The sequence below is a fragment of the Ensifer sp. NPDC090286 genome (assembly GCF_044769565.1).
Classification (GTDB): domain Bacteria; phylum Pseudomonadota; class Alphaproteobacteria; order Rhizobiales; family Rhizobiaceae; genus Ensifer.
Window position 1 is genome coordinate 705,815 of sequence record NZ_JBIVYF010000003.1, and the last position, 16,235, is coordinate 722,049.

The following is a 16,235-nucleotide window of genomic DNA, read 5'->3' on the forward strand; positions in this document are numbered from 1 at the left end:
AGCTGCCGTTCCCTGCGGGGAACAGGACAAGCAACGGAAGGACGACAGAAAGAGTTTCAGGAATTCGCGGGAAAGTTAGCCGATTGATAGATAAAGGTATTTATCAGGCTGATGCGATCAGAGGTTTCGCGCCTTGCCGAGCGCGATGATCGGTCCGGTGGCCACGCCGGTTGGCGAACCGCCGAGCGGCTCGATGCTGACGGCAAGAACCGAACCGGCGGAGATCCTCGAGCGGAATGTCGACGGCACGGCGATTTCGCCTTCCCCGGTCTGCGGCAAAACACCGAGCGAAATCGCCGGATTGCTGCCGTTGATCAGCCAGAGTTCGAGCGATTTCTGTTCCGCCTGGCTGGCGGCCACCGGCGTTACCTGCAGGCGGCCCGATGTCCGGTCGAAGCGGGCGACGAGATCGATGGCGGCCCCTTTGCCCGTAAGCTCTGCAACGAGCGAAGCACCGGTCGACGGCGTCTCGAACAGGCCGGCCATGGAGGCGCCCATCACCATCAGCGCGGCAAGCGAGGCGAGCGCCAGCCCACGCCAGAGCGCCAGCGAATGCCACAGCCCGCGAGACCGCACAGGCTCCGGCCGCAGCGTATCGAAAAGTTGCCGCTCGATCGCGGCGAAAGTCCTGGGTGGAGGCACCACCGGATCATAGGCTTCGTCGAAGGAGGATAGGTTGCTCTGCCAGCGGTCGACCATGGCGGCGAAGTTGCGATCGGAGGCAAGCCGGGCTTCGACCTTGCGGCGATCGTCGGCAGACAACACGCCGAGCACATACTCGCCCGCTATCACCTCGTCGCGGCGAAAGTCCCGGCCCTCTGGGGTTGGTGTCGTCATCGCTCCATACACTCTCGCAACTTCAGGAGGCTGCGCCTCAACCAAGTCCGCATCGTGTTCAGCGGCACCGCGAAGACGTCAGCCAGTTCCTGGTAGCTCAGGCCCTCGACATAGGCGCGCCGCACCGCTTCCGCGCGGTCTTTTTCAAGCTCCTCCATGCAGACGTCGATCCGCCTGCCCTCCGCTTTCACCACTGCCGATTTTTCCGGATCGGCAGCAGGATCAGCCAAATCGTAGGCTTCGTCAATCACGTTGGCGGCTGGTTTGCGCGCCCGGATGAGATCGATCGCCTGATTGCGCGCTATCGCCGCCAGCCAGGACGCCGCCGACGCCTGTCCTTGCGCGAAACGCCCGGCGCGCTGCCAGATCTTGACGTAGATTTCCTGTAGGGCTTCTTCCGCTTCGCTCCTGTTTGCAAGGATACGCAAGCAGATGCCGAAGAGTTTCGGGCTGGTCTGGCGATAGAGTTCGGAAAAGGCATCGCGGTCGCCGAGCGAAATGCGGCCGAGCAGCCCGGCTATGTCCTCGTCCATCATCCAGTGCGCGCCCCAAAGCCTCGTTCACGAAACGTGAGATAGGGCGCCGATCACAATGTGCCAGCCGTTCCGTCATTCCGGCTTTATCTTGTTCGCCGATCATTCCCTCGGTCCGGAACTTGCGCTAAACAGCAGCCGGTATTTTTCGAGGGTCCGCCATGTCCGCCAATGAAAGTGAAATCCAGGCACGCCTGCTCACCCAGGCCCTGCCCTACATGCAGCGCTACGAAAACAAGACGATCGTCGTCAAATATGGCGGCCACGCCATGGGCAACAGCGAACTCGGCCGCGCTTTTGCCAGCGACATCGCGCTTCTGAAACAGTCGGGCGTCAACCCGATCGTCGTGCATGGCGGCGGCCCGCAGATCGGCGCGATGCTGACGAAGATGGGCATCGAATCGAAGTTCGAAGGCGGCCTGCGCGTCACCGACGAAAAGACCGTCGAGATCGTCGAGATGGTGCTGGCCGGCTCGATCAACAAGGAGATCGTCGCGCTCATCAACCAGACGGGCGAATGGGCGATCGGCCTTTGTGGCAAGGACGGCAACATGGTCTTCGCCGAAAAGGCGCGCAAGACGATCAAGGATCCGGACAGCAACATCGAGCGCGTGCTCGATCTCGGCTTCGTCGGCGAAGTGGTCGAAGTCGACCGCACGCTGATCGACCTGCTTGCCCGCTCGGAAATGATCCCGGTGATCGCACCGGTGGCGCCGGGCCGTGACGGCCACACCTACAACATCAACGCCGATACCTTTGCCGGTGCGATTGCCGGCGCGCTCAACGCCACGCGCCTGCTGTTCCTGACGGACGTTCCGGGCGTGCTCGACAAGCAGGGCAACCTGATCAAGGAACTCTCGGTTTCCCAGGCGCGCGCACTGATTGCCGACGGCACGATCTCCGGCGGCATGATCCCGAAGGTCGAGACCTGCATCGACGCGATCAAGGCGGGCGTCCAGGGCGTCGTCATCCTCAACGGCAAGACCGCCCATTCGGTGCTGCTCGAAATCTTCACCGAACGCGGCGCCGGCACGCTGATCGTGCCCTGATCAAGCCGACCGGAAAAATGGCAAGACGAGGATCCGGAAGTCGTCCCGCACGGCTTCCGGATTTTTTATGCGGCCGCGCTGTCTGCCGGACGGCGCCGGCGCGGCGGCAGCATCGATTCTTCCTCGGTCTCCTGCGGCGCGCCCCAGAACACCTGAAGCGTCGGCCCGGAGTCGAAATGGCGGCGGCGGAAGACGAATTCGTAGAGCTCGTGAAACCAGACCCTGCGTCCCATGCGAGTGTACCACCGCATCGAATGGCGCTGCTGCGGATCGCGGTGCAGGAGAACGCGTGCGAGGGCCTTCGGCCGCGCCTGGATCGCAACCTCGATCAACTTGACGCTCAGGAAGAGCACGGCTGGATGAAGGTGCTTCATCTTCAGTACCTGATGCTTATAGTCCCATTTGCGGACGTCCGGCTCGATGACGGTGCGATCTCTGGCAAGACCAAAGAAGGGGGTCCACCGGTGGGGCGTGACGTAAAGCGCCTGGATCTGGTCCGGATCATAGGACAGGAGCTGCTTGAAGCCGCGCCAAAGGTCGCCCAGGCGCTCCTCCTCGAAGCCGACCACCCAGGTGGCCATCGAGAGAATATCGTGCTGGCGCAGGAGCGCGATTGCCTGTCGGTCGCTCGTGGTCGTCCCGCCCTTTTTGATGAGCTTCAACGTGGCGTCGTCAGTGTTTTCCATTCCGAGCAGCCAACGCACGACACCGGCCTTGCGATAGAGGGGCAATATGTCGGCATCGCGCACAATATCGTCCGCCCGCGTCGAACCGACGATCTGCACCGGTACGTTCTCGGCGATCATGGCATTCAGGAAGGCGAGCCAGGCTTTGCGCGACGAGGTCGGGTTTTCGTCGGCGAGATTGATCAGTTCCACGCCCTCTTCGCGGTGGAGGCGGGCGATCTCCTTCGCGAACGCGGCCGGATCCCGGTGTCGCCATCGCGTCCAGAAACCGCGCTGGCCGCAATAGTTGCACAAATGCGGGCACCCTCTCGAAAACTGCAGCACGACAGCGCGCTTTCCGCCCCAATAGCTGTAATGCCTATGCTCGATCAGCTCCCAGCCGATGCGGTAGGCATCGAGATTGGCGATCGCTTCGGCCGGACGGGTGGCGAGAGCTCTGCCGCCATCATCGCGATAGGCGATGCCCGGAACCTCGCTCAAGGGTTCCAAGGATGACAGGGCGCCCACGAGCCGTCGGACTGTCTCCTCGCCTTCTCCCCTGACGATGAAATCGAAAGCGCCGCTCTCGCTCAGAACCTCGCGCCAATGATAGGTCGGGAACACACCGCCATAGATCACCCGCACGGACGGTGCGGCCATTCTGACATCGCTGGCAATACGCCTGGCGGTCGGGTGGGCCGAGGTCGACCCCGAATGACCGATCAGCAGAAGATCCGGGCAGTCGTCGAGCACGCGTGCGACAATCTCCTCGAAGCCCAAAGGGCCGAATTCGCAATCTATGAGCCGCACGGCATGGCCGTCATCAAGGAGCGGCCCGCCAACGGCGAGCAGGCCGAGCGGCGGAAGATGGTCATCGGGAATACGGCTACCGATGGCCGTATGCGGCGGATTGAGCAGAACAATCTTCATACGGTGCCTCTCGGGTCGCAAAGAATTGCCAGAGACACGATAAAGCTGAAGATTGCGGAAATAACAGCTCCAAGCTGCGGCCAAAAACGTACGTTTTTACGGTGAGATCGCGCAGCTTGCGCCGCGCGGCCAGCCGGCCCTCACGTCAGCGCGGAGCGTAGACCTCGATCGCCGCCGCCTTCAGCTTCTCCATCATTACGCGATAGGGCCCCGGGCCATAGCTGACGCGCGAGACGCCGACGCGGGCGAGCGCCTTCAGGTCGGGTGCGGCCGGTCGCATCATGATGTTGACGGGCAGGCTAGAGGCAGCACAGACCTTGGCGATCAGCGTCTCGTCCACCAGCCACGGCACGAAGAAGCCGCTGGCGCCGGCTTCGGCATAGGCCTTGCCGCGGGCAATCGCCTCGTCGGCGAGGCCGGCATGCCGGCTCTCGTCACCCTCCTGCAGGAAGAGATCGGTGCGGGCGTTGATGAACAGCGGGATGCCGCGCCGGTCGGCCATATCGCGGATGGCGCGGATGCGCGTCGCCTGCTTTTCGACCGGGTGCACGCCCCCCTTGCCGACGATCTGGTCCTCGAAATTGATGCCGATGGCGCCGACGTCGAGGATGCGCGAGACATTGGCGGCACCGGTCGCCGGGTCGTCGGAATAGGCGCCCTCAAAATCGATGCTGACGGGCAGGTCGGTCGAAGCCACGATCAGGCGCGCGATATCGGCAAGCCATGCCAGCGGCACCTTCTCGCCGTCGCCGAAGCCGTGGGCAGCGGCCACCGACCAGCTTCCGGTCGCAAGCGCCTTGGCGCCGGCTTCGGCCACCGCCTTGGCGCTGCCGGCGTCCCAGATATTGTAGAGCACCACCGGGTCGCCCTTTTCATGCAGGGCGGCAAAGGCGAGCGCCTTTTCCTTCTGGTTCATTGCGTTTCCTCCACCAATAGGCTGACTGGTTTCATCTTCGCCTCGTGCCGAAGCAGCCATTGCTTGCGCCAGAGCCCGCCGCCGTAGCCGGTCAACGAACCATCCGCACCGAGGCAACGGTGGCACGGAATGACGATGGCGATCCGGTTCGAACCGTTGGCCTTGGCGACCGCACGAGCGGACTGGATGGTAGCGACCTCGCGGGCAATGTCACCATAGGAACGCGTTCCGCCGGCGGGAATCTTCACGAGCTTCGCCCAGACGTTGCGCTCGAAGGGCGTCCCCCCAGGCGCAAGCGGGGTTTGAAATCCGCTCGTCTCGCCGGCGAAGTAGCTCTTCAACTCGCCTTCGATCTGGTCGATCGGCGTCGTCCGGCCGGGAACGATGGCCGAGCGCGTCGCGCGCTTCAGCGCCTCCAGTTCCGTCGGCAGCGCCTTGCGCTCATGGAACTCCAGCAGATGGAGGTGCGTCGCATCGGCAACCGCGACCATCGGCCCGATCGGCGTTTCGATCCAGTCGGACGAGAGCAGCGCCCTCCCCTGGGCTGCCGCCGGCGCATCGCCGAGCAGGCGCTGGAAGGCGGCGCGAAAGCCGCTCGGCGACTGATAGCCGGCCTCGAGCTGGGCGTCGATCACCCGCCCGCCGTCGGCGAGCTGGCGGGCGGCAAGCCCCAGGCGGCGATGCCGCGCGAGATCGAGGAAGGTGATGCCGAGTGCGCGCTTGAAGGCGCGCCGGACGGTCGACGGATCGAACCCGCGGCGAACGAGATCGTCCTCGCTCCAGCGCCGTTCGGGCGCCGCTTCCAGCGCCTGCAGAAGCTCCTGGACGAGCGGGTCCTTGGCGCCGAAGGTGGCAAGCGGCCGGCACCGCTGGCAGGGACGGAAGCCCGTCTCCAGGCAGGTTCCGATCGAGCCGACGAAGATCGTGTTCTCCCGCTTCGGCTTGCGGGCGGGGCAGGACAGGCGGCAGAAGACGCCTGTTGTCTTGACGCAGACGAAGGCGGAACCTTCGTAGTCGCTGCTGCGCGCAATCAGTGCATCGTAGAGCGTGTCATCGGAGGGGAGATCGAACAACATGCTGCCGTTCTAGCACGCCCCGGGGTCGGGCGACGCCGGTTTTCGGGCGTCTATTTTTCAGACCGATGCTCGTCTTCAGATGAGCACGAGCATCACGACGCCAAGCACGATCAGGAGGCAACCCAAAAGCTCCAGCCGGTTGATCCATTCCCGGAAGATGAAGAAGGACGAGGCGAAGGTGAAGAGCATTTCCACCTGGGCCACGACCTTGACGACGGCCGCCTGCTGCAGGGTCATCGCCATGAACCAGCCGAAGGAGGCAGACGCGCCGACGAAGCCGACGACAAAGGCCGGCTTCCAGGCGGCCGCGATGCGCGGCAGCTCGTCGCGTTCGCGCAGCACGATCCAGATCAGCATGACGACGGTCTGCAGGAGGATGACAAAGCCGAGCGTGAAGCTTGCCTGCATCATGTAGTCGGGTGCCGGCAGGCTCGGCGCCAGTGCGAGCGACGCCGAACGGTAGGCGACAGCCGAAAGACCGAAGAAGGTGCCGGACAGCAGTCCGATGCCGGCCGTGCGCGAGAATACCGAGGTCACCAGCGTGCGCGCGCTCAGGGTCGTGCGCGCCACCGAAATCAGCATCACGCCGACGACCGAGATGGCGATCGCCACCAGCGTGCCCTGGCTCGCCTTTTCGCCGAGGAAGATCAGGCCGAAGAGGGCCGCCTGCGCCGGCTCGGTGCGCGAATAGGCGGTGCCGACGGCGAAGTTGCGGAAGGAGAAGAGATGGACGAGCAGGAAGGTCGCGGCAATCTGCGCAAGCCCCCCGATCACCGCCCAGAGGAAGAATGTGCCATTCGGCACCGGCAGCGGACGGCCCACCACCTGCCAGAGCACAATGAGGTAGAGGAGGGCGAACGGCAGGCCGAAGCCGAAGCGCACGAAGGTCGCGCCCGTCGTGCCCATGACGCCTTTCAAGTGTTTCTGCATTGCGGAGCGGACATTCTGAAGGAAGGCCGCGGCGATGGTGATGAGGACCCAGGTTTCCATCGTTTCGAGCTAGCATGCAGGCCGGCTCGTTGCCAAGGACCACCTGCCGGACCGATTGCTACTCTGCCCGTTCCGGCGCCTGTGCGAGGTCCGTGCCCTCGCTGATCGTGATCCGCGGCGCCTCGTCCTCGAAGGTCTTCACACGCTGATCGTAGTTGGGCGCGAGCGTTCCGAGCACACGGTCCCAGAAGGAGAAATAGTTGGCGTAATTGTACCTGAAGCCCGAATGGTGCTGATCATGGAACGTCGTGCACAACAGTGGAGACGGGTGGCGCGCAGTCGAAGCGGCAAAATATTCGAAGCCGCAATGGCCGATCATGCCGTTGAAATGTTCGAACAGCCGATGGGCGACGAGCACCAGCGGCGGAAACGGCACGACGAAAACGACGACGGCCGAAAAGCTCTGAAGCAGGAAGTTGTCGACGACGTCTTCCGAATAGGTGCTCCAGATTGTTGGTGCAACGCTTTTATGATGCAGGGCATGCAGCGGATAGAGCCACTTGGTGTGCAGCAGCCGGTGCATGAAATAGAACCAGGCATCGTAGAGGATCATGCTGAGCACGAAGAGCGGCAGGGCGTTCCACCAGGTGAGCGTCCAGGGCGCCGGCGCCCAGCCCTTCTGCTGGGCGTAAAGGCCGATCGTCAGCGGCAGGCAGGCGCTGAACATCGATTTGAGGCTCTGGCGGATCTCGGCGCTGCGGCGTCTGTCGGAGCCGCGCCCCTTCTGGATCTTTCGCTCGGGATTGCGCTCGTTGAGCCATGTAATGCCATAGCCGAGCGCGAAATAGGTAACGACGGTGAACGTGTAAAATCCGAACAGAAAGAGCAGATAGAACACTTCGTCAGACATTGGCATCCGCGTCCCCGAGCCAAAAACCGCGCGAGCTGGAAGATGCCACGCACAACTGCCAATTCAAAGCGCTAATCTATGCGCCAGCATTACGCCCCCGAACCCCGCATCGCTATTTTCCCGTTTGCCGCCACGGTTGGCCGTGTCATAAGGCGGTCATGAAAAAGCTCGACCGCCTGCCGACCCGCTCCGAATTTGCCCATGTCACCGACTGGGTGTTCGACCTCGACAACACGCTCTATCCGCATCACGTCAACCTGTTTGCGCAGATCGACCGCAACATGACGGCCTATGTGGCGAAGCTTTTGTCACTGGAGCCGGCAGACGCCAAGAAGCTGCAGAAGGATTACTACCGCGACCACGGCACGACGCTCAAAGGCCTGATGGTCCATCACGGCATCGATCCGAACGAGTTCCTCGAGCAGGCGCACGCGATCGACTATTCGATCGTTCCCGCCGACCCGGCGCTCGGCGAGGCCATCAAGTCGCTTCCTGGCCGCAAGTTCATCTTCACCAATGGCAGTGTTGCCCATGCGCAGATGACGGCCCGGGCACTCGGCATCCTCGACCATTTCGACGACATCTTCGACATCGTCGCCGCCGATTTCGTGCCGAAGCCCGCCGGCGAGACCTATGACAAGTTCATGAGCCTGCACCGGGTCGATACCCGCAATGCCGTCATGTTCGAGGACCTGCCGCGCAATCTCCTGGTGCCGAAGGCGCTGGGCATGAAGACTGTGCTCCTGGTGCCGCAGAACCTCGAATACACCTTTGCGGAATCCTGGGAAAAGTCGAACGACACCGACGAACAGATCGACTACGTGACGGAAAACCTCACGGGCTTCCTGCACCGTCTCCTCACGGATCTCTAGAAAAACGGATACGGGCGGGACATCGCAGAGACAGTGCCCCGCCCGCCCCGACACAATTTCGCCGCCGAAAAACCCCTTTTCGGCCAATGACTTAAATTACAAAAGTTTAACTGGCGTCGGCTGCACCTGCGTCTATCCTTGCGATCAGAAACAACCGATCGAAAGGACGCATGATGCCGAACAAGACCCTGATCCTCGGCGTGGCTGCACTCTCCGTCGCCGTCACCGGAATGGCCTCCCCCTCCTTTGCCGCCCGCGATAAGATGACGCCCGAGCAGCGCGGCCAGCGCATGATTGAGCGGCTCGACACCAACAAGGACCAGAAGGTTTCGCTCACCGAGTTCCAGGCGCGGATCTCCGACAACTTCAAAACCTTCGACACCAACGGCGACGGGCAGATCAGCGCCGAGGAAATGAAGGTCAAGCGTGAAGCCTTCCGCGAGGCACGCCAGGCCTGGAAAGATGCCAAGGGCAAGGCCGGCACGGAGCGCGAGACCGCCCTTGCCAAGCTGAAGGAAGCCCGCCCGGCGATGTTGCCGGGGCTGCGCCCGAAGGCCTTCAAGCGCGTCGATACCGACGGCAACGGCTCCTTGAGCGCCAGCGAAGTTTCAAGCGCCGCCGAGACGATGTTCAAGCGGCGCGACAAGAATGGTGACGGCGTCATAGACGCGGCCGACTTCACCAAAAGGATCTGACGGGAGCTCTTCTCTCTCCCCACCGCCCGGTGGAGAGGCTCCTGCCTAGCCCATAGCCCCTTGCAACCCGCGCGAGGGGCTATGCGCTTTTTCGGACCGCTGCGATCAGCGGCGGCCGTTTGCCATCGGAACGGACTTCGGATCGACCGTTTCGTAGAAGCGGGAAATGATATCCCAGGCTTCATCGGCCGTTTCGACGAACTGGACCAGATCGACATCGTTGGGCGCGATCGTGCCGAATTCGGCGAGCGCCTCGAAATTGACGATCGAGCGCCAGAACTTTTCCCCGAACAGAATAAGCGGAACCAGCGCCAGGCGCCCGGTCTGCATCAGCGTCATCGTCTCGAACAGTTCGTCCAACGTGCCGAAGCCACCGGGGAAAACGGTGACCGCCTTCGCCCGCAGCAGGAAATGCATCTTGCGGATGGCGAAGTAGTGGAAGTTGAACGACAGTTCCGGCGTCACGTAGCGATTGGGCGCCTGCTCGTGCGGCAGCACGATGTTGAGGCCGATCGACGGCGCGCCGACATCATCGGCGCCGCGATTGCCGGCTTCCATCACGCCGGGGCCGCCGCCGGTGACGACGACATATTCCTTGTAGTTCAGCTTGGCCGAATGCTCGGAGCAAAGCCGCGCGAACTTTCGCGCTTCCTCGTAATAGACCGAGGCGGCCTCCAGGTTCTGGCGCTGCGTCTCGTTCTTCGCCGCCCAGGCGTCACCGCCGGGTTCGGGAATGCGCGCGCCGCCGAACATGACGACGGTGGAATTGATGCCGCGCTCCTCCAGCATCATTTCGGTCTTTAAGAGTTCGAGCTGCAGCCGGATCGGGCGCAGTTCCTCGCGGCAGAGAAAATCGTCGTCGATGTAGGCGAGGCGATAGGAAGGCGAAGCCGATTGCGGCGTGACCGGAACGGTCTGTGCGCGTTGCCGGCTCTGCGAGCTGTCGGCCAGCGGATCCCAGACCCCATCTTTGCGGCGCAGAGCGCGCTTCTTCATGCGTGCCATATTCTCGTCTTTCCCGTCGCGTTCCGGACAATCGGCATCTCGTCCAGACGCGTCCTATCCTCAATCCTCGGTCATGAAGGTCGCAAGCGCATCAGCGCGCTGCGGCGGCCTTTGCGTATCCCGAACGGGTACGCGGCGCTGTAGTGCCGTGTTCGCCTCAGTTTGCCAAGCCCCGGCCACTCCGGCGGCCTGAAAAGCCCTTCAACTTTTCAGGATCATGTCGTGCAGTCGCTGCCGCTCGGGACATGTCAAGGTCGCTGCAGCAGCTAGATCTGCCGCATAATTTTGTCCTTAAATCGATTCCGATTTTCGGATTTATGCAGTAGAGCTTTCGCAGGATAACCGCCGAACTTTAAGGAATTCCGATGACGAACCACGACCTCGCCTCCCTGTCGCAGACGATCGAAGCCGCCTTTGAAGACCGCGATTCCGTCAACACCGGAACCCGCGGCGCGGTGCGCGATGCCGTCGAGACGGCGCTGAACCTGCTCGACAGCGGCAAGGTCCGCGTCGCCCAGCGCGGCGAAGACGGTAACTGGACGGTCAATCAGTGGCTGAAGAAAGCCGTGCTGCTCTCCTTCCGCCTCAACCCGATGGAAATCGTCAAGGGCGGCCCGGGCCAGTCGGTCTGGTGGGACAAGGTGCCCTCGAAGTTCGACGGCTGGAGCGTCAACGAGTTCGAGAAGGCCGGCTTCCGCGCCGTTCCGAACTGCGTCGTGCGCCGTTCGGCCTACATCGCCCCCAACGCCATCTTGATGCCCTCCTTCGTCAACCTCGGCGCCTATGTCGGCGAAGGCACGATGGTCGACACCTGGGCGACCGTCGGCTCCTGCGCCCAGATCGGCAAGAACGTGCACCTCTCGGGCGGCGTCGGCATCGGCGGCGTGCTGGAGCCGATGCAGGCCGGCCCGACGATCATCGAAGACAATTGCTTCATCGGCGCCCGCTCGGAAGTCGTCGAAGGCTGCATCGTGCGCGAAGGCTCCGTCCTCGGCATGGGCGTCTTCATCGGCAAGTCGACCAAGATCGTCGACCGCGCCACCGGCGAAGTGACCTATGGCGAAGTGCCGCCCTACTCGGTCGTCGTCGCGGGCTCGATGCCCTCGGGCTCGACCATGGGCAACGGCCAGCCGGCGCCGAACCTCTATTGCGCCGTCATCGTGAAGCGCGTCGACGAGAAGACCCGCTCGAAGACCGGCATCAACGAACTGCTTCGGGACTGATTGCGATGACACCGGAGGGGCCGCAGCCGAGCATGACCTGGCTGTTCTTCAGCCCCTCCGGTCGCATCGGCCGCCTGCCCTTCTTTCTCTCCTGGCTGTTCTGGTTCCTGATCGGCGGCTTCATGGTCGCCCGGATGGTCGCCAACGAGGGCAACGAGACGGTGCTGGCGCTCTGGACGCTGGCATTCGTCGTCTCGAGCCTCGTCTCGCTACCCTCCATCGCGCTGCTGGCGATCAAGCGCCTGCACGACATCGGCTATCCCGGCCCGCTTTCCCTCACTCTGTTTATCCCGGTCCTGAGCCCGGTCGTCTTCATCGCCCTTTGCCTCTGGCCGGGCGATCAGGGGCCCAACGAATTCGGCGCGCGCAGCGACGAACCCGGCCCCTGAAGCCTTCGCCCCTGTACAAGAACCGCGCGAGCGCGTATGTAGCGCGCCATGACAGGCCCGCGACGTGTTGGCCGCGGCAATTGGCACCGAGACGATCCGTTCGTCCTGGGCTCTACGACCGATATCCGAAAGACAAGATATGACTGAATTCGAAGGGATCGCGCCTGCGATCGCCGAGGCGTTGGCAAAACGCGGTTACAACGAATTGACGCCGGTTCAACAGGCGATGCGCGATCCGGAACTTGCCGGGCGCGACGCCCTGGTTTCGGCGCAGACCGGGTCCGGCAAGACGGTCGCCTTCGGCCTGGCGCTGGCGCCGACGCTGCTTGGCGACGAACGCCGCTTCGGGCCTGCGGGTGCCCCCCTGGCGCTCGCAATTGCACCGACGCGCGAACTGGCGCTGCAGGTCAAGCGCGAGCTCGAATGGCTCTACGGTGAGACCGGCGCGACGATCGCTTCGTGCGTCGGCGGCATGGACATGCGCACCGAGAAGCGCACCCTGGAGCGCGGCGCCCACATCGTCGTCGGCACGCCGGGTCGCCTTTGCGACCACATCCGCCGCAACTCGCTCGACATCTCCGCGCTGCGCGCCATCGTGCTCGACGAAGCCGACGAGATGCTCGACCTCGGCTTCCGCGAAGACCTCGAATTCATTCTCGAAGAGTCTCCGGATGATCGTCGCACGCTGATGTTCTCGGCCACCGTGCCGAAGTCGATCGCGACGCTTGCCAAGAACTACCAGCGCGACGCCGTCCGCATCAGCACCGCTTCCGAACAGAAGCAGCATGTCGACATCGAATACCGTGCGCTGACGGTTGCGCCGAACGACCGCGAAAACGCAATCATCAACGTGCTGCGCTACTACGAAGCCCGCAACGCCATCGTCTTCTGCTCGACCCGCGCCGCGGTCAACCATCTGACCGCCCGCTTCAACAATCGCGGCTTCTCGGTAGTGGCGCTTTCGGGCGAGCTCAGCCAGAACGAACGCACCCATGCGCTGCAGGCCATGCGCGACGGCCGCGCCCGCGTCTGCATTGCGACCGACGTCGCTGCCCGCGGCATCGACCTTCCGGGCCTGGAACTGGTTATTCACGCCGATCTGCCGACGAACTCCGAGACGCTGCTTCACCGCAGCGGCCGCACCGGTCGCGCCGGCCAGAAGGGCGTCAGCGCCCTGATCGTTCCGGTCAACCAGCGCCGCAAGGCCGAGCGCCTGCTCGACGGCGGCCGGATCACCGCGACCTGGGCACGCCCGCCGTCGGCCGACGAGGTAAGCCAGCGTGACGACGAGCGGCTGCTTGCCGATACGAGCTTTGCCGAGCCGATCCGCGAAGACGAGCAGGCGATCGTCGCAGCGCTGCTCGAGCGCCACGGCGCCGAGCAGATGGCCGCCGCCTTCGTGCGCCAGTTCCGTTCGGGACGGTCGGCTCCGGAAGACCTGATCGAGGTCGCCGTCGGCGCCAAGCCGCGCCGCGACGAACGCGCGCCGCGCGAAGATCGTGGACCGCGCGAGGATTTTGGCGCCGAGCGCGCGGATTTCAGCGACGGCAGCTGGTTCTCGCTGTCCGTCGGCCGCAAGCAGAGTGCCGAGCCGCGCTGGCTGATCCCGATGCTCTGCCGTCACGGCAAGCTGACCAAGCGCGACATCGGCGCGATCCGCATGCAGCAGGAAGAAACCTTCGTCGAGATGACCGCCGATGGCGCCGAACGGTTCCTGTCGGCGATCGGCAAGGACAAGATGCTGGAAAAAGGCATTCGCGTGAAGCCGCTCGCCGGCGCGCCGGATCTCTCGCAGCAGCGCCAGGAAAAGCCGAGCTTCTCCAGGGACAAGCCGAACTTTTCCAAGGACAAGGCGGGCTTCGGCAAGAAGCGCCCCTATTCTGACGACACGGCCCGTGGCGACGACCGCGGCGACTTCAAGCCGAAGCGCAAGTTCGACAAGAAGCCCGGCTATTCCGAAGGGCCGGCCTATACCGAGGACCGGCCGCCGGCAAAGGCCGCCGACAAGCCCTGGGCCAACAAGAAGAAGGGCAAGCCGGACGCCGGCAAGGATGGCGGCTTCAAGCCCAAGACCAAGCCCAAGGGCAATGCCAAGAACCGCCAGGGCTGAGCCCGGCGACGGCAACTCCAAAGCCAATCAAGAAGGCGCTGCGATCGGATCGCGGCGCCTTTTTTATTGCGCCGAAGACCGGGAAGAACCGTCTCGGCACCAGCGCTCGACGCTCCGCACAACGTGGTTCATGCGCGGCATCGAGCCAGCGCGCGTGACGGTCAGGCGTCGAGCTGCGACTGGGCGACGATCTTGACCACCCAATCGGCGAAGACGCGCAGGCGGCTGCTGAGGTGCCGGTTCGGCGGATAGACGAGATAGATCGGCATGGGCTCGACCTCCCAATCCTCAAGCACCGGCCGCATGGCGCCGGTCTCGAGGTCGTCCCGCACCATGAAACGCGGCGCCTGGATGACGCCGAGGCCGGCGCGCGCCGCCGCGAGATAGGTGGTGGCCTCGTTCGCCGCCACGGCGTAGCGGCCGTTCACCTCGATCTCCTCGTTGCCGCGCTTGAAGTAGAACGGCAACTGCTGCCCGGTCTGCGGCCGGAAATAGCCGACGACGTAGCAGTTTTTCGAGAGATCCGAGGGGTGCTGCGGGACCGCGTGGCGCGAGAGATAGTCGGGTGCTGCGCAGGCGACGAAGCTCATCTCGGTGATGCGGCGTGCGATCAAGGACTGGTCGGTGAGCGCGCCGACACGAATGGCGCAGTCGACATTCTCCGCCACATAGTCGACCGTCCGGTCCGAAACCCCGAGGTCGATCTGGATGTCGGGATAGCGTTTGTGGAACTCCGGCAGAGCCGGAATGACGATCAGGTTGGCAATCGCGCTGGCCATCTCCACCCTGAGCCGTCCCTTCGGCAGGGTCTGGGCGCTCGAAAGACTGCCGTCGAGTTCGTCGAGGTCGGTCAAAAGGCGGGCAGCCCGTTCGTAGTAGAGCGCGCCATCGGGCGTCACCAGCACTCGGCGGGTCGTGCGGTTCAGAAGTTTTGTGCGCAGATGCGCCTCCAACCCCTGGATGAGATTGGTCAATGTCGCCTTGGGCATATTCAGCGAAGCGGAAGCGCGGGTGAAATTTCCGGTTTCGACGACCCGGAGAAACGCGCGCATGGCCGTGAGCTGGTCCATTTTCAAGAGCCGTAATTGTTCGAGAATACGAATAGTGTAATCAGATTGAAAAGACTATTCCAGACAGAAGACAATGCTATTCTCCCATCGTGGCGTGATGTCGCCACATGTGGGTTTGGCTCGGGCCGAAGGCAAGAGAGATGGGCGAACAGTTCAAAGTGGAGACGATGCAGACGGGCCAAGGCTCGTGCACGGCACGCGTCTACCGCGGCGAGGCCCTGCTCAATCCGCCGCCGATCGTGCTGCACCTGCATGGCGGCTCCTTCGTCGGCGGAACGATCGCCGCCGGCGAGCGCGTCGCCGAGGCACTCGCGGCAGCCGGAGCGGTGGTGATCTCTCCGGAGTATTCCGCGGCCTGCCTCAATCCCTTTCCTGCGGCGCTCGACGTCGCCTATGCCATGCTGTCGTCGATGCGCGCGCGCTGCCCGCAGTTCGCACACAAGAAGTCGTCGCTGTTCGTGGCCGGCGAAGAGGCTGGCGGCAATGTCGCCGCCGGTGCCGCGTTGATGGCGCGAGACCAGTATCTGACCGATCTCAAGGGCCAGATCCTGCTGTCGCCGATGCTGGATCCATGCCTGGCAACGGCATCGTTCCGGCAATACTGTCCCCAGTCCTCGGCGCAATCGATCGCCGACGGCTGGCAGCGTTATCTCGGCCAGAACGGTGGCTTCACCCACCCTTACGCCGCGCCGGCTCACTGTACGCGGCTCGCGGGCCTCGTGCCTTCGCTGATCGTGACCAGCGAGCAGTGTCCGATGCGCGACGAGGCTGAGGCCTATGCCGAGCGCCTGCGCAAGGCGGGCGTGGCGGTGGAGTCCCACGTGCTTCCGGGACGCGCCGGATGGTTGCCGCAGAACGCGGATACCGGCGAAAGCTGGTCGGCACAGCAGAAAGAAATTACCGGCATCTTCGCCCGCTTCTTCCAGAAGGCGGGGGCAAAGCCGGCGGAAATGACGGTGCGTTAGGCGGGGCCGCTCCGAGGCTCATTCCCCGATCTGGCATCGAACGCAAAGCGCCGGCTCCCA

The 16,235-nt window shown here is 63.7% G+C and carries 16 protein-coding genes; 7 read left to right on the forward strand and 9 right to left on the reverse strand.

The features are described from left to right. Positions 1 to 117 precede the first annotated feature (117 nt). The gene (locus ACIQUG_RS18595; RefSeq protein WP_402323458.1) at positions 118 to 837 is read right to left on the reverse strand and encodes an anti-sigma factor domain-containing protein; all 720 of its coding nucleotides are present in this window, start codon (positions 835 to 837) and stop codon (positions 118 to 120) included. Then, a complete protein-coding gene (locus tag ACIQUG_RS18600) occupies positions 834 to 1,373 on the reverse strand; it encodes a sigma-70 family RNA polymerase sigma factor (protein ID WP_402323459.1) in 540 nt (179 codons plus the stop codon). The genes ACIQUG_RS18595 and ACIQUG_RS18600 overlap by 4 nt, the downstream gene beginning before the upstream one ends. A 158-nt stretch (positions 1,374 to 1,531) precedes the next feature. Between ACIQUG_RS18600 and argB the strand changes: the two genes are divergently transcribed. Next, on the forward strand, positions 1,532 to 2,419 hold the full coding sequence (gene argB, locus ACIQUG_RS18605; RefSeq protein ID WP_065372260.1) for an acetylglutamate kinase: 888 nt from the start codon (positions 1,532 to 1,534) through the stop codon (positions 2,417 to 2,419). A gap of 65 nt (positions 2,420 to 2,484) precedes the next feature. On the opposite strand, the gene bchE is transcribed toward argB, so the two are convergent. From bchE to ACIQUG_RS18630, 5 genes are all read right to left on the reverse strand, one after another. Then, complete coding sequence (gene bchE / locus ACIQUG_RS18610) at positions 2,485 to 4,014, reverse strand: magnesium-protoporphyrin IX monomethyl ester anaerobic oxidative cyclase (RefSeq protein ID WP_402323460.1); 1,530 nt, start codon at positions 4,012 to 4,014, stop codon at positions 2,485 to 2,487. Positions 4,015 to 4,159: 145 nt separating this feature from the next. Beyond that, positions 4,160 to 4,930, reverse strand: a complete 771-nt coding sequence (locus tag ACIQUG_RS18615; RefSeq protein WP_402323461.1) for an isocitrate lyase/phosphoenolpyruvate mutase family protein — start codon at positions 4,928 to 4,930, stop codon at positions 4,160 to 4,162. Then, positions 4,927 to 6,006: a bifunctional transcriptional activator/DNA repair enzyme AdaA gene (locus ACIQUG_RS18620; protein WP_402323462.1), complete on the reverse strand. Its 1,080-nt coding sequence runs from the start codon at positions 6,004 to 6,006 to the stop codon at positions 4,927 to 4,929. Before ACIQUG_RS18620 ends, ACIQUG_RS18615 begins: the two co-directional genes overlap by 4 nt. A 75-nt stretch (positions 6,007 to 6,081) precedes the next feature. Continuing rightward, positions 6,082 to 6,996 (reverse strand): EamA family transporter, encoded by a 915-nt coding sequence (locus tag ACIQUG_RS18625; RefSeq protein ID WP_402323463.1) that lies wholly within the window; start codon positions 6,994 to 6,996, stop codon positions 6,082 to 6,084. 58 nt (positions 6,997 to 7,054) lie between these two features. Further along, positions 7,055 to 7,846 (reverse strand): sterol desaturase family protein, encoded by a 792-nt coding sequence (locus ACIQUG_RS18630; RefSeq protein ID WP_402323464.1) that lies wholly within the window; start codon positions 7,844 to 7,846, stop codon positions 7,055 to 7,057. Between the two features lie 158 nt (positions 7,847 to 8,004). Between ACIQUG_RS18630 and ACIQUG_RS18635 the strand changes: the two genes are divergently transcribed. After that, positions 8,005 to 8,718 carry a pyrimidine 5'-nucleotidase gene (locus ACIQUG_RS18635; protein WP_402323465.1) on the forward strand — a complete coding sequence of 238 codons (714 nt, stop codon included), beginning with the start codon at positions 8,005 to 8,007 and terminating at the stop codon, positions 8,716 to 8,718. A 173-nt stretch (positions 8,719 to 8,891) separates the two neighbouring features. Then, entirely contained in the window at positions 8,892 to 9,413 is a 522-nt protein-coding gene (locus tag ACIQUG_RS18640) for an EF-hand domain-containing protein (protein WP_402323466.1), read from the forward strand. Between the two features lie 105 nt (positions 9,414 to 9,518). Here the strand turns inward: ACIQUG_RS18640 and ACIQUG_RS18645 are convergent, their stop codons facing one another. After that, on the reverse strand, positions 9,519 to 10,418 hold the full coding sequence (locus ACIQUG_RS18645; RefSeq protein ID WP_043616817.1) for an LOG family protein: 900 nt from the start codon (positions 10,416 to 10,418) through the stop codon (positions 9,519 to 9,521). 365 nt (positions 10,419 to 10,783) lie between these two features. On the opposite strand from ACIQUG_RS18645, the gene dapD reads away from it, so the two are divergent. From dapD to ACIQUG_RS18660, 3 genes are all read left to right on the forward strand, one after another. Continuing rightward, positions 10,784 to 11,641 carry a 2,3,4,5-tetrahydropyridine-2,6-dicarboxylate N-succinyltransferase gene (gene dapD / locus ACIQUG_RS18650; protein ID WP_034797345.1) on the forward strand — a complete coding sequence of 286 codons (858 nt, stop codon included), beginning with the start codon at positions 10,784 to 10,786 and terminating at the stop codon, positions 11,639 to 11,641. 5 nt (positions 11,642 to 11,646) lie between these two features. Next, complete coding sequence (locus ACIQUG_RS18655) at positions 11,647 to 12,030, forward strand: DUF805 domain-containing protein (RefSeq protein WP_113536592.1); 384 nt, start codon at positions 11,647 to 11,649, stop codon at positions 12,028 to 12,030. A 139-nt stretch (positions 12,031 to 12,169) separates the two neighbouring features. Continuing rightward, a complete protein-coding gene (locus tag ACIQUG_RS18660) occupies positions 12,170 to 14,140 on the forward strand; it encodes a DEAD/DEAH box helicase (protein WP_402323467.1) in 1,971 nt (656 codons plus the stop codon). 161 nt (positions 14,141 to 14,301) lie between these two features. Here ACIQUG_RS18660 and ACIQUG_RS18665 read toward each other — a convergent pair whose 3' ends face one another. Continuing rightward, positions 14,302 to 15,210: a LysR substrate-binding domain-containing protein gene (locus tag ACIQUG_RS18665; protein ID WP_402323468.1), complete on the reverse strand. Its 909-nt coding sequence runs from the start codon at positions 15,208 to 15,210 to the stop codon at positions 14,302 to 14,304. Between the two features lie 140 nt (positions 15,211 to 15,350). On the opposite strand from ACIQUG_RS18665, the gene ACIQUG_RS18670 reads away from it, so the two are divergent. Continuing rightward, positions 15,351 to 16,175, forward strand: a complete 825-nt coding sequence (locus ACIQUG_RS18670) for an alpha/beta hydrolase fold domain-containing protein (protein ID WP_043616803.1) — start codon at positions 15,351 to 15,353, stop codon at positions 16,173 to 16,175. Positions 16,176 to 16,235 lie beyond the last annotated feature (60 nt).

Excerpts from the sequence above, each read along its gene's own strand:
- ACIQUG_RS18600 (WP_402323459.1), bottom strand. The coding sequence starts at position 1,373 with ATGATGGACGAGGACATAGCCGGGCTGCTCGGCCGCATTTCGCTCGGC.
- ACIQUG_RS18635 (WP_402323465.1), top strand. The coding sequence starts at position 8,005 with ATGAAAAAGCTCGACCGCCTGCCGACCCGCTCCGAATTTGCCCATGTC.
- dapD (WP_034797345.1), top strand. The coding sequence starts at position 10,784 with ATGACGAACCACGACCTCGCCTCCCTGTCGCAGACGATCGAAGCCGCC.
- ACIQUG_RS18665 (WP_402323468.1), bottom strand. The coding sequence starts at position 15,210 with ATGGACCAGCTCACGGCCATGCGCGCGTTTCTCCGGGTCGTCGAAACC.
- ACIQUG_RS18645 (WP_043616817.1), bottom strand. The coding sequence starts at position 10,418 with ATGGCACGCATGAAGAAGCGCGCTCTGCGCCGCAAAGATGGGGTCTGG.
- bchE (WP_402323460.1), bottom strand. The coding sequence starts at position 4,014 with ATGAAGATTGTTCTGCTCAATCCGCCGCATACGGCCATCGGTAGCCGT.
- ACIQUG_RS18660 (WP_402323467.1), top strand. The coding sequence starts at position 12,170 with ATGACTGAATTCGAAGGGATCGCGCCTGCGATCGCCGAGGCGTTGGCA.
- ACIQUG_RS18655 (WP_113536592.1), top strand. The coding sequence starts at position 11,647 with ATGACACCGGAGGGGCCGCAGCCGAGCATGACCTGGCTGTTCTTCAGC.
- ACIQUG_RS18630 (WP_402323464.1), bottom strand. The coding sequence starts at position 7,846 with ATGTCTGACGAAGTGTTCTATCTGCTCTTTCTGTTCGGATTTTACACG.
- ACIQUG_RS18595 (WP_402323458.1), bottom strand. The coding sequence starts at position 837 with ATGACGACACCAACCCCAGAGGGCCGGGACTTTCGCCGCGACGAGGTG.
- ACIQUG_RS18625 (WP_402323463.1), bottom strand. The coding sequence starts at position 6,996 with ATGGAAACCTGGGTCCTCATCACCATCGCCGCGGCCTTCCTTCAGAAT.
- ACIQUG_RS18615 (WP_402323461.1), bottom strand. The coding sequence starts at position 4,930 with ATGAACCAGAAGGAAAAGGCGCTCGCCTTTGCCGCCCTGCATGAAAAG.
- ACIQUG_RS18620 (WP_402323462.1), bottom strand. The coding sequence starts at position 6,006 with ATGTTGTTCGATCTCCCCTCCGATGACACGCTCTACGATGCACTGATT.
- ACIQUG_RS18640 (WP_402323466.1), top strand. The coding sequence starts at position 8,892 with ATGCCGAACAAGACCCTGATCCTCGGCGTGGCTGCACTCTCCGTCGCC.
- argB (WP_065372260.1), top strand. The coding sequence starts at position 1,532 with ATGTCCGCCAATGAAAGTGAAATCCAGGCACGCCTGCTCACCCAGGCC.
- ACIQUG_RS18670 (WP_043616803.1), top strand. The coding sequence starts at position 15,351 with ATGGGCGAACAGTTCAAAGTGGAGACGATGCAGACGGGCCAAGGCTCG.